Raw genomic sequence first — 12,384 nt, 5'->3', positions numbered from 1 at the left:
TGCGCTTTTTCTGCGCGTTCTTGTGTGCTGGTAACGGTCCAAGGCGACGCAATCCGCGAAAAGCTTGATTGAAGCCCCGCATTGTCCCCACCTCGTATCTGTCGCGCCAGTTCGCTGTGACAGAACTACGGAAGATAGAGGCAAAAAAATGTTCACAACATGTTAAGAAATGAGACTTAATCTTCGGTGCAGAAGGCTTCGATCGATTTGTCTCGCTGGCGATGCCAGATCAACCCGGGCGACGCGGGACACCTTTCGCAAAGTTAGTGGCAGTCCGATCTGTCTGCGCGTTCACCTGACCTTCAGGGCAACCTTCAGGTCGTCAATGGCGTCGACCTGCGCCCGGGAAAGACGTTCTCCGGCCAGCGGCATCAGCATGTCCTGCAGCGTGCCCCAGGACTGCCCACCATTGATCTTTCTGAGCCGGCGGCCCAGTCGCGGAACCGCATCACCGGGCCCTTTGCACTGCGTCATCAGCCAGCGCCCCAGAACTTCCATCTCGGTCGCTTCCTCTTCGGAACAGCGCAGTTTTGTGCGCAGAAGAACGTGCAGGCGCTGTCGTTGTTCGGACGTCGGCAGATCGTCAAGCTCGATGAAGGATTGGGCAATGGCGCAGATTGCGATCCGTTCGTCATCGATCCCTTCGACCGGATGGGCATTGGCCACACTGCGAAACGCCAGCTTTCGGGGCGCGTTTTTCAATGTTGTTGCCATGTCGTGAGCAGTATTAATCGCTTCCCGGGGATTGTTGCGTATCCACCACCAGACGGCCCCGCCAATCGCGGTCAGAATGAGTATGAAAACGGGCAAGCCAATGAACTCCTTCAAAAATTCTGACGGGATGATTTATCGCTTTGCGCTCAATTGCAACCATCAGTTGCGGTTCCCCGGTCATTTTTGACGGTACTGAGTTCCGCACAGCCGATTGGCGAAGCAGTCGCTGATCGGTGCCCAGCTAAAGCGTCTCTCTGACGCAATTTGCCCGCGCAAGTCCCTAATTTTTTGGAACGTCAATTCTGTGATAAAATGACGCCTTCTCTATTTCAGGAGATTGTAATGACAAATTTTATTACCCCGAATATCGCCGCAGAACTCATTTCGCATGAAGGCATAGTTCGAGAAGCTTACCGCGACTCTGTCGGGGTTTGGACCTGGAGTATTGGTATTACGTCCGCTTCAGGTCACAAGGTTTGGCCGCGATATGTCGATAATCCGCAAACGCTCAGAAGATGTTTCGAGGTGTTCGAATGGGTGCTTCGAAACAATTACCTGCCTGCCGTACAGGAAGCGTTCATCGGGCACGCCCTTACTGAGGCTCAACTTGGCGGGGCATTATCGTTTCACTACAATACAGGTGGCATAAAAAAGGCGACCTGGGTCAAAAGGTGGAAAGCCGGAGACGTATCCGGTGCCAAATCCGCAATCATGAACTGGAAGAAACCCCCGGAAATCATACCCCGGCGCAGGAAAGAGCAGGCCCTGTTTTTTGACGGTGTTTGGTCAAACAATGGCACGGGAACCGAGTATCAGGTTCGAAAGCCGTCCTATTCGCCAAACTGGTCCAGCGCGACCAGCGTTTCGACGAAGACCATTCTCGACGATCTCTTCGGCTAAGTCAGTGACCTTTCTTCCGTCGCTTCACATTTCCACCCCGCTGCCCGGGCCGCCCAGCCGTTGAGCGACCGCGCGAATTCACCGCGTCTTCCGAGGCTTTCTCGACCGCCCATTGGCGCGCCATGGGGTCGTCGGCGATGGCAAGGTCGACCGCTTCCAGACGTTTGATCTCATCCCGGATATTGGCGGCCTCTTCGAATTCGAGGTTCTCGGCGGCCTTGCGCATCTGGTCGCGCAACCCGTCCAGATGGGCTTCCAAATTCGCGCCGTGCATCGGTTTGTCGATGGTGGCGGTGACGCGGTTCATGTCGACGTCGCCCTCGTAAAGACCGGCCAGAACGTCCTCGACATTCTTCTTCACCGTCTCGGGGGTGATGCCGTGTTCCTCGTTATAGGCGAGCTGTTTGGCGCGGCGGCGGTTGGTTTCGCCCAAGGCGCGTTCCATGGAACCGGTGATCTTGTCGGCATACATGATCACCCGGCCATCGGCGTTTCGCGCGGCGCGACCTATGGTCTGGATCAGGGAGGTTTCCGAGCGCAGGAACCCCTCCTTATCCGCGTCCAGAATGGCCACAAGACCGCATTCGGGGATGTCGAGCCCCTCGCGCAGCAGGTTGATGCCGACCAGCACGTCGAACGCCCCCAGCCGCAGGTCGCGCAGAATCTCGATGCGTTCCAGCGTGTCGATGTCGGAATGCATATAGCGGACCTTGATGCCCTGTTCGTGCAGGTATTCGGTCAGGTCCTCGGCCATGCGTTTGGTCAGCGTGGTGACCAGCGTGCGATAGCCATTGGCGGAGACCTTGCGCACTTCGTCCAGCAGGTCGTCCACCTGCATCGACGCAGGGCGGATTTCAACCTCGGGGTCCAGCAGGCCGGTGGGGCGGATCACCTGTTCGGTGAAGATGCCGCCGGTCTGTTCGATCTCCCATTTTGCCGGGGTGGCCGAGACGAAGACGGATTGCGGGCGCATGGCATCCCATTCCTCGAACTTCAGCGGGCGGTTGTCCATGCAGGACGGCAGGCGGAACCCGTGTTCAGCCAGCGTGAACTTGCGCCGGTAGTCGCCCCGGTACATGCCGCCGATCTGCGGGACAGAAACGTGAGATTCGTCGGCAAAGACGATGGCGTTGTCGGGGATGAACTCGAACAGGGTCGGGGGCGGCTCGCCCGGTGCGCGGCCCGTCAGATAGCGCGAGTAGTTCTCGATCCCGTTGCAGACGCCGGTGGCCTCAAGCATTTCCAGATCGAAATTGGTGCGCTGTTCCAGCCGTTGTGCTTCCAGCAGCTTGCCCTCGCCCACCAGTTGGTCCAGCCGGATGCGCAGCTCCTTTTTGATCCCGATGATTGCTTGGTTCATGGTCGGCTTCGGAGTGACGTAGTGCGAATTCGCATAGACGCGGACTTGCTCCATGGTCGCGGCGCGCTCGCCGGTCAGGGGGTCGAACTCGGTGATGGTTTCCAATTCCTCGCCGAAGAACGAAAACTTCCAGGCGCGATCCTCAAGGTGGGCGGGCCAGATTTCCAAGGAATCTCCGCGTACCCGGAAAGACCCGCGCTGAAACGCCTGATCGTTGCGGCGGTATTGCTGGGCGACCAGATCGGCCATCACCTGCCGCTGGTCGTACTCCTTACCGACCTTCAGGTCCTGTGTCATCGCCCCGTAGGTTTCGACCGAGCCGATCCCGTAGATGCACGAGACCGAGGCCACAATGATCACGTCATCCCGCTCCAACAGCGCCCGCGTGGCCGAGTGGCGCATCCGGTCGATCTGTTCGTTGATCTGGGATTCCTTCTCGATATAGGTGTCCGAGCGCGGCACATAGGCTTCTGGCTGGTAGTAATCGTAGTAGGACACGAAGTATTCGACCGAGTTCTCAGGGAAGAATCCCTTGAACTCTCCATAAAGCTGGGCCGCCAAGGTTTTGTTAGGGGCAAGAATGATCGCGGGGCGCTGGGTTTCTTCGATCACCTTGGCCATGGTGAAGGTTTTGCCCGTGCCGGTCGCGCCCAGCAGAACCTGATCGCGCTCGCCGTCGTTCACACCTCCGGCCAGTTCCTGAATTGCGGTCGGCTGGTCGCCGGCAGGCGCGAATTCAGTATGCATGACGAACTGTTTGCCACCTTCCAGTTTCAGGCGCGCACGGACGTCATCGACGGTCAGCTGGGTCTTGTCGGAATGGGCATAAGGCATGGGCTGGCTCCGGGTCAGGCCCTTACATTTGTTCTTATTTTGTCCAACTGCAAGGGCTGATCCGGTCCGGAAAGCTCAGATTCAGTAATAGGCGGGTTGCGCATCCGGAGCGTGATCCGAATTCACCTTGTCAGCCAGGGCTTTCAGGTTGCCGTTGAATACCTTGGACATCATCACTTTCATCAGGGATTGCCCTATAAGCCAGCCAAGGGGGCCATATTTCACAGCATAATCCATGCTCCAGATCACCCGGGTGCCAGCCCCGGCCAGCGGGTCGATAGCGATCGCGGCGTGCGCGGCGGTCAGTGGCATCGCCGACATTTCGGACAGGCGCACGCTATAGCCCCGGTTGGGGTTCCACCGGGTGACCTCTTCGACCAGAGAGGTTCCGTTCGCAAAATAACAACGCCGCTTTGAGCCAACGCCATGAATCCCGTGGGTCAGGGCCTCTACATGCGTGATCTGTGGGGCAATCTCGTCAACCTGCATAAACCGGCTGAGTACCGCCCAGATGGCTTCGGGGGTCGCGTTGATTTCGAGGGTTTGTTCAAAATGGATCATCTGTTCAATCCTTTGGCTGATCTTTCCAAGATCATAGGCGAGGCCAATGACAGTTTCTGTCATCAGGCCGTTGTTGCATTCCGCGACAATTGTCATCTTGTCCCGAGCGGCGCTCTGGCGCATAAACAAGCCCAGCCAAGTGAGTACGGAGAGGCGACATGCGCGCACGGATTTACCAGCCTTCGCGAAATGCGATGACCTCGGGGATGGCCAAGACCCGCAAATGGGTTCTGGAATTTGCCCCGGCATCTGCGCGCGAGGTCGATCCGCTGATGGGCTGGACCTCATCCAATGACACGCAGACCCAGGTGCGCCTGAAATTCGACACCAAGGAAGAGGCGCTGGATTATGCCAAGGACAACGGCATTGACGCGCAGGTCAGCGAACCGCAGAAGCGCAAGCCGAACCTGCGCGCGCGCGGGTATGGAGAGAATTTCGCCACCGATCGGCGCGGTCCCTGGACGCACTGAATGATCGAAATCCGCGAGGCTGATCCGACATCGGATGCGTTGCGCCCGGTGATCGACGCGCATTTCGCCCATAGCGAAACGGCGGGACCCGCGGAAAGCAATCATACCCTGGATGCCGCCGCATTGGCCGGACCGGGCATTCGGTTCTGGGCCATGTATGTGCACGGAAACCCAGTTGGGTGCGGGGCGCTCAAGGTGCTGCCGGATGATACGGCCGAGGTGAAGTCGGTTCATATCCTGCCTGACGCACGGGGGCGTGGGCTGGCGCGGGTGATGATGACCCATCTGGCCGAAAAGGCGCGATCCGAAGGGGCGTCTGCACTGGTTCTGGAAACCGGCGCGGCGCATTTGCCCGAATATGACGCGGCCCGCAAACTCTATGAGGCTCTGGGCTATTCCTATTGCGGTCCGATCCACGGGTACAAAGCTGATCCGAACAGCGCATTCATGCGCCTGGGCCTTGAACCCAGCCCATAGTAGCAACGGGAAGGGCGCTGCGGTCCATTGGCTCAACAGGATAGGTCAAAGGAACCCGACGGTTCGCAAGAGCCGCGTAAATGTCTGACTATGAAGAAAAAAGTGATTGGTGAAGAGACCAGCATACTACCAAGTTGACTTATCTGCCGCCATTGTCCAATAACAGCGGAGCAGCGCCCACGTAATTCAACTGGATAGAATATCCGACTTCTAATCGGGCTGTTGGGGGTTCGAGTCCTCCCGTGGGCGCCATTGTTGCAAGTGTTCCGACGAGTAGGGAAGCTGCCTTTCTTATTTCGAAAAGGCCACTCGTATACGACATTGAGATATCAGCAAAATGGTGTTCTCTGACCGCTCGGGAATACAGTTGCAAGAGTCCGGCTCCGGCGCTGGACGGCGTGATTTGCTCTACGCTCAGTGTGTCCTCCATCGATGACGCCTGACGAACTTTGGATGACATGACGTTTTCCGCGCAAGTTGTTTATGCGCAGCCAAGTAAGGCAAGCAGTCACAAATCGCTGACTTACCCACTACATTCAGTAGCGATCCATTTGGAACCTCAACTCACGCCCTTGGGTTCGGAACTCTTCGGAAAAGAAGGGCAGGTCCGTCGAAGTTTGACGGTCACTAATCGGAAGTTTGGCTAAAGGATCGGACAAATGACTTAATCACCGGGTCATTTTCGAAGGGGGGCGTAGACAGACCTTCAAACATATTGCTTTCTGAACGAGCAGTTTGCGCGTACCGCAACATTGCCTCCAAAATGGAGGCGGTTTGGTGAGCTTCGCTTCGACTTGACGCTTCGATACCCGCTTGAAACGCGGCGGCGGCATCATTCCTGTCACCAGTCGCCAAACAGCACAAACCCGCGCTTAGGTACTTGCGACCCAACTCCAGCCCCAGGCCAATGTCGTTGCTTTCTCCGATAGATCGAATAATCAACTGCTTTCCACCAACTATGTTCCCAGTACATACCTTGAAGCAACCAAAGTATGCTTCAAAGATCGGCTGCATCAATCGAGCCTCAACGGCTTCCAGAAAGCGACCTGCCGCATTGAAACCGCTAGCACTTCGACCTTGGTCTCCCGAAAAGAAATACACGGCACCAGCTGAGAGTTGAGCGATGATATGTGCAAAGATGTCTTCTGATTGCGCGACAATTTCCAGTGCATCCTCCATCGCCACATTCCCTTCGAACGGGCGGTCCAGATAAACCAATGACCGTGCCATATAGCTTTTTGCCAGAACAGACAGACCCAGGTTGACGCCTAACTCAGCATCGCGACTGCCGCTCGAAATCACGTTAAAAACGTTTTGCATGTGCCGTAAAGATTCCGTGTGTTTCTCTAAACCGAAATTTGCAAGTCCTTTGTGAAACTCTCCTCTAACTCTTAAGGTTTCATCTCCATATTCACTTGCAATTTGATTAATCTTTTGGGCGCTCTTCAGCGCAAGCGAAGGAAGTCCCTGCAACCAAAACATATGGCTTTCAAAGGCGAGTATCCGGCCTCTGACGCGCGGCTCCTCACTTTCGATGAGGGCTTCACTGGCCTTCTTCAAGCAATTTGCAACGCCGGTTAGGTCAGCGACCTGATAAAGAGGGTTTCTCATCTCCAGCAGAATTTTTACCCTAGTTTGCGCCCTTAATTTAACGTCATTTAGATTATTTGAAGAGCATAATGCCTGATCCAAAAGATCCAATGCGTGGCTATTCATTGCGCGCTCATTCAATTCTGCCGCAGCCTCCAGAAACCCTTCGCATGCTTCAGCCCAAAGTTGACCAGAGTTCGCGTGATAAGCCATTGATAATGAGCTTACTTTATTTCCGTCGGCGAGCGACTTTTCCAAGACTCGAAATGCTGCTATGTGAAAAGAAATTCTGTCACGCTCTATGATGGACTTTTCAGCAATTTCTCTAAATAGAGGGTGCTTGAAACACAAACCGCGACCCGATTGAATGGCTGTAAAGCCCAAAATTCTTTCGGAGATTAACCTATCCACGGCTGATGCATCGAATTCCAAATTGTACAAAACTTTGGAAAGCAGTGTTTCTGGTATCACCTCTCCCAAAATAGATGCAACTTTCAGACACTGTTTTTGACTTTGATCGAGTTGGTCGATGCGTTCGGCAATGACGGTTTGCAGGAACGGGGTCTGGATAGCGAAATTTAAATCCCCTGAAGTTGGGCGGGCAAATTTTGAATCACTTCTGCTGAATACGAGAGCATTAACGATTTCAATTAGAAAAAGCGGGTTGCCGTCAGATTTGCGAATTGCGTTGCCTAAGTCAAACACCTGGCGCGATTCTTCTATTTGACTGCCTTCAATACCGCTCTTTAGTGCGCGCGCCAATATGGTGGACGCTTCTTCGTCTAATCCTGCGAGGTTCATTAATTGGATATTTGTGATTTCTCTTTCTAGTAGCTCAGCCAATCTTTCCGGGCGGCAGCTAATAATAAAATTTCCTTCGAAATCGGAGTCTCTCGCCATTAACTGATAGAATATCTCTCGGCTTTCACTATCCAACTCGAAAAATTCATCCACAAATATCGAAAATGAATTGTCGTTTGATTTGAATTTCACCAAAGTTTCGAATCCTCGTCGGACCACTGTAATTTTCTGAGCAATGGCCTCATTTAGCTGAAACTCTTTGGGTTTAGATTCGGATTTTGCAGTTCCAAATAATGTGCTAAACAAATTTTTCAGGCTAGTTTCGTCTTTGGCGGACACCTTTTCAGGGGATACGCCTTGTAGTGATCGCGCCAAGAATTGCTCCTGACTTGTCAGGTCTGAGTTTTGGATCAACTGCTCAATACAAGTTCGGATCCCGGAAAAAGAGTCAAATAGTCCATAAAACCCACGGCAGATCAGGGTCGGAGCCAAAGCTTCGGCCTTAAGATTTTTTTGGGTCTCGAAAATCAATCTGCTTTTCCCAATGCCGGCATCGCCAGCGACAACAACGACTTTCTTAGAGCCGCTAGATGATCTCCTACAGATTTCTACCAATTGCGTGACTTCTTTCTCTCGTCCGACAAAAGGTGATCTTTCGGAGTGCAATCCAACCTTCGCGCTCCTGGATATTTTCTTTAACCTAAAGACTGGTATGGCATTTGTTACACCACGTACATTTTGCCCACCGAGTTCTTCAAACAACAAACCGTCTTGTGCCAAATCTCGGGTTAGTCGATCCGTGATGGCCGTGTCTGGTTCAGCGATCGCCTGCAGGCGCGATGCCAAGTGAACCGAAACACCTGTCGCGTCGTAGTGCCATCCAATGTCAGTGCTAACAGGTTTTACGAGCGTTTCGCCGCTACAGATTCCGATACGTACTTTTGTATCCTGCAGCGGCCAATTTTCGGCTTTTGTTTCCTCGATCATGTCCAATGCAGCTAGGCAGGCATTAGATGCTTGTTTGGAACTAGCATGAGGAGCTCCGAACAAAAATAGAATGCCATCACCAGCTATAGTGGCGACGGTGCCTGAATGACGGTGGGCGACGCGAGTTAGAGCAGAACGACACTCGGACAGAAGTAAGGCAGCTTGTTGAGTCCCGATGTCAGATATTGCTTCCAATGACCCCACGAGGTCAACAAAAAGCGATGTGACCAACTTAAGTTCGGCCCCAAATAAGGCATTGGAATCATGATTGTACCCCCGATTTGTCACGTGGTCATTTCTCCGCAAGGAAGAATATTCTTGCCGAATATGGCAATTTCTGCCACCCTAATCAGCGATTAGATTTCCTCATACTTTTGGATTAACGGCAATAGTTTTGTTCTGGGGGTAAACCATGGCCGATGAAGACAAAAAACCTAATATTGAGATTCTGAATGAAGGTTACCATTTTTTACCTGATGAGTATCTACCTAGGGCGTCTGGGCGCCCATTGGTAATGATTACCTATCCACCTGGCGCCTGTACGGAACACACGTACTCTTTTCCGTACGTGGTTATTCCGATAACTCCTGGAACTTTGTCAATTTCTATAAACGGCGGAGATTCAACGGATCAACGAATTGAAGCGGGAGTTCACTATCCGCGAGAAATACCCAGGGGTTTTGACGAGATTACTGTAAAGGTCTGCAACAACACGAAATACCCGATAGTCATTTTGAAAGGCTAGGTCTAATCATCGCTTTCATTTTGTGGAGTTGCCTTGGTTTTGAGACACTTGGCCGATTGATAGCGAGAACGGTGATTGCGGCTAGGAAAACCTTGGGAACCTGTAGTATTTGGTGGCGATGTGCATTTGCTCCATGATCTTGTAGAACATGGCCTTGATGCGTTTGAGGCAATATTGCGCCTGTATGTAACCTAGCCTAGTCTTCAGCAAAGGATGCGTGCCTGTATCCATCTGTCTATCAAATCTGCTCTACGCCAATCGGTACCATAGCGTCGGCAGCCGAGCAGCCAGCCGACATTTGGCTAGGTGCTCGACAGCGCCGTTGACCCTACGCTAAAGCTGAACTTTCCGGTACTAACAGACAGGTACAAAGCCCGCTTTTTCCATGATTTATTGCATGCGGCTTGGTGGTCCTATCATATTTGGTTCTGCAAAATAGGCGTTCGTGCCCTGCTTATCGACGCCCCCAACAGGGATCAGCACGGCGCGTCTTCAAATGGGCGTTGACGGGTGCCTGAAAGGGTGTTGCATTGCAAAGTCAGGAGGACCGGTCTGAACTGTATTTTTCTTGCAATGCCCTGCGGCGAAGCACGCGAATCTAAAGGGAAAAGAAGCCTTAGATGCTCTGCCTCTTCACGTTGTCTGACAGAGTCCTGTACGGCCTCTTTTTTGGCACATCACACATCCGAAATTCAAAGCGGTTAATCGCGTAGTCCAATTCAAGTCCCGTTAGCTATCAACCTGGGGCTTGCTGCGGGGCATCAGAAAAAGGGGTTCAAGGGGCTTTTCCGACTGCAGATCAGATTTCTTGAAATATTTCTTGCAACCGGTTGCAAAGCGAAACATTGTGGCGCAAAATACGGGAATTGGGAGAACCGCATGCTCAGAATTGGATTGCTAGGTGCCGGGCGCATTGGCCGCGTTCACGCACAGGCCATAACCGCGCATCCTCAAAGCCGGCTCTGCGCGGTGTCCGACGCGATTTCCGAAGCGGCGGAAAGCCTTGCTGCCGAACATGGCGCGACGGCGCGCGAATCCCAGGATATTCTGGCCGACACGTCAATCGATGCGGTATTGATTGCGACGCCGACGGACACCCACTCGGACCTGATCGAAACGGCCACGCGCGCCGGCAAGGCGGTTTTGTGCGAAAAACCTGTCGATCTTGACCTGGACCGTGCTGTTTCCTGCAAGGCGTTGGCTGATGAAACCGGTCGTCCGGTCATGGTAGGGTTCAACCGTCGTTTTGACCCCAGCTTTTCCACACTGAAATCGGCCGCGGACCGGGATGAGATTGGCGCGGCGGAAATGTTGTCGATCACGTCCTTCGATCCCGCGCCGCCGCCGGTCAGCTATATCAGGGTTTCGGGCGGTCTGTTCCGGGACATGATGATCCACGATTTTGACATGGCCAATTTTCTGATGGGCCGGTTGCCGGTGCAGATTTCTGCTGTTGGAACATCCATAGTCGACCCTGAGATCGGCCGCGCAGGAGATGTTGATACCGCTGTGGTTACAATGACTTATGACGATGGCCGGATCGCCGTGATCAAAAATTCCAGACGCGCAGTCTACGGGTATGATCAGCGGATCGAGCTTTTGGGTTCGGGCGGGCTTTTGCAGGCCCATAACGTGCTTGAAAATGCGGTGGTCAAATCCACCGAACAGGGCGTGATCGGGGCGAAGCCAACGTATTTCTTCCTGGAACGTTATATGCCCGCCTACCGCGCGGAATGGGATGCTTTTGTACAGGCAGTGCTGGCCGGAACGGAAATGCCGGTAACGCTGGAGGACGGGATTGCCGCGCTTGCAATGGCCGAGGCCGCGACCCGCTCGGCCCAGTCCGGAAACCCGGTTGCGATGGCTGATGTTTTGAAACCGGTTGCAAAATGAGCGGATATACGGAAACTGGAGAAAGCTCCGCCACGATCCGGAGCGGAGGAGATTCGGTCGATCCGAATGATTGGGGCCAAGACCCCGACAACAAGACAAACTGTTCTAATGGGAGGAAACCAAATGAATAAGTTCGTTAAAGGCGCACTGGCTGCGGGTGCAATGGCCCTGGCCACACCTGCTTTTGCGCAGGAAATTGTGGTTGTGTCGCACGGTCAGGCGAATGACGCGTTCTGGAACGTTGTCAAAAACGGCGTCGAACAGGCCGGCAAGGATGTCGGCGTGAACGTGGAATACCGCGCGCCCGAAACCTTTGACATGGTGGCCATGTCACAGCTGATCGACGCCGCCGTGAACCAGGAGCCTGACGGCCTGATCGTCTCGATCCCGGATGCGGATGCGCTGGGGCCGTCAATCGAACGGGCTGTGGCTGCCGGAATTCCGGTGATCTCGATCAACTCGGGCTCGGACGTGTCCAAGGATCTGGGCGCTCTGCTGCATGTCGGACAGGATGAATTTGACGCCGGCAAGGCCGCGGGTGAAGAGCTGGCTTCGATGGGCGGAAGCACCGCGATCTGTGTGAACCACGAGGTGGGCAACGTCGCGCTGGACCTGCGCTGCGCCGGTTTCGCCGAGGGTTTTGGCGGCAATGTCGAGGTGCTGCCAACTTCGAACGACCCGTCGGAGATCGAGTCGAAAGTGGCCGCTGCTCTGGCCGCCAACGAAGCCATCGACACCGTCATGGCGCTGGGCGCCAGCTCGGCGGGTGAGCCCACGGTTGCAGCCGTCAAAGGGTCGGGTCGTGACGTGAACGTCGCCTCGTTCGACTTGTCGGCTAACTTCCTGCAGTCGATCGCGGATGGTGACGCGGCTTTTGCCATCGACCAGCAGCAGTACCTGCAGGGCTACCTGTCGGTGAACTTCATGGGTCTGCACGCCAAATACGGCCTGATGCCCGGCGGCAACGTGCCTTCCGGTCCGAACCTGGTCACCCAGGACAAGGCCGCTCAGGTGATCGACCTGTCTTCGCAGGGCATCCGTTAATCACACGG

At 54.3% G+C, this 12,384-nt stretch carries 10 protein-coding genes and 1 tRNA gene; 7 read left to right on the top strand and 4 right to left on the bottom strand.

Annotation, left to right across the window (positions count from 1 at the left end):
• Positions 1 to 291 precede the first annotated feature (291 nt).
• Positions 292 to 810 (bottom strand): hypothetical protein, encoded by a 519-nt coding sequence (locus ACXAC3_RS00495; protein ID WP_475154203.1) that lies wholly within the window; start codon positions 808 to 810, stop codon positions 292 to 294.
• Positions 811 to 1,056: 246 nt separating this feature from the next.
• Here ACXAC3_RS00495 and ACXAC3_RS00490 point away from each other — a divergent pair, with 246 nt between their 5' ends.
• The gene (locus ACXAC3_RS00490) at positions 1,057 to 1,614 is read left to right on the top strand and encodes a lysozyme (RefSeq protein WP_475154198.1); all 558 of its coding nucleotides are present in this window, start codon (positions 1,057 to 1,059) and stop codon (positions 1,612 to 1,614) included.
• A gap of 1 nt (position 1,615) precedes the next feature.
• Here ACXAC3_RS00490 and uvrB read toward each other — a convergent pair whose 3' ends face one another.
• Positions 1,616 to 3,808, bottom strand: a complete 2,193-nt coding sequence (gene uvrB, locus ACXAC3_RS00485) for an excinuclease ABC subunit UvrB (RefSeq protein WP_475154193.1) — start codon at positions 3,806 to 3,808, stop codon at positions 1,616 to 1,618.
• Between the two features lie 81 nt (positions 3,809 to 3,889).
• Positions 3,890 to 4,492: an SRPBCC family protein gene (locus ACXAC3_RS00480; protein WP_475154192.1), complete on the bottom strand. Its 603-nt coding sequence runs from the start codon at positions 4,490 to 4,492 to the stop codon at positions 3,890 to 3,892.
• A 35-nt stretch (positions 4,493 to 4,527) separates the two neighbouring features.
• On the opposite strand from ACXAC3_RS00480, the gene ACXAC3_RS00475 reads away from it, so the two are divergent.
• From ACXAC3_RS00475 to ACXAC3_RS00465, 3 genes are all read left to right on the top strand, one after another.
• Complete coding sequence (locus tag ACXAC3_RS00475) at positions 4,528 to 4,839, top strand: ETC complex I subunit (protein ID WP_475154186.1); 312 nt, start codon at positions 4,528 to 4,530, stop codon at positions 4,837 to 4,839.
• Entirely contained in the window at positions 4,840 to 5,316 is a 477-nt protein-coding gene (locus ACXAC3_RS00470; RefSeq protein ID WP_475154183.1) for a GNAT family N-acetyltransferase, read from the top strand.
• Between the two features lie 175 nt (positions 5,317 to 5,491).
• A tRNA-Arg gene (locus ACXAC3_RS00465) sits at positions 5,492 to 5,568 on the top strand.
• A 375-nt stretch (positions 5,569 to 5,943) separates the two neighbouring features.
• On the opposite strand, the gene ACXAC3_RS00460 is transcribed toward ACXAC3_RS00465, so the two are convergent.
• The gene (locus ACXAC3_RS00460) at positions 5,944 to 8,982 is read right to left on the bottom strand and encodes an ATP-binding protein (protein WP_475154182.1); all 3,039 of its coding nucleotides are present in this window, start codon (positions 8,980 to 8,982) and stop codon (positions 5,944 to 5,946) included.
• Between the two features lie 124 nt (positions 8,983 to 9,106).
• Between ACXAC3_RS00460 and ACXAC3_RS00455 the strand changes: the two genes are divergently transcribed.
• The 3 genes from ACXAC3_RS00455 to ACXAC3_RS00445 all read left to right on the top strand — a co-directional run bounded on the left by ACXAC3_RS00455 (position 9,107) and on the right by ACXAC3_RS00445 (position 12,376).
• Entirely contained in the window at positions 9,107 to 9,439 is a 333-nt protein-coding gene (locus ACXAC3_RS00455) for a cupin domain-containing protein (protein ID WP_475154180.1), read from the top strand.
• A gap of 879 nt (positions 9,440 to 10,318) precedes the next feature.
• Complete coding sequence (gene iolG, locus ACXAC3_RS00450; RefSeq protein ID WP_475154177.1) at positions 10,319 to 11,332, top strand: inositol 2-dehydrogenase; 1,014 nt, start codon at positions 10,319 to 10,321, stop codon at positions 11,330 to 11,332.
• Positions 11,333 to 11,455: 123 nt separating this feature from the next.
• Entirely contained in the window at positions 11,456 to 12,376 is a 921-nt protein-coding gene (locus ACXAC3_RS00445) for a sugar ABC transporter substrate-binding protein (RefSeq protein WP_475154173.1), read from the top strand.
• Positions 12,377 to 12,384 lie beyond the last annotated feature (8 nt).

This window comes from Ruegeria sp. ABV4_181, assembly GCF_056158465.1.
Note: the sequence above shows the minus strand (reverse complement) of the source record. Positions and strands in the feature narration are given on the sequence as shown.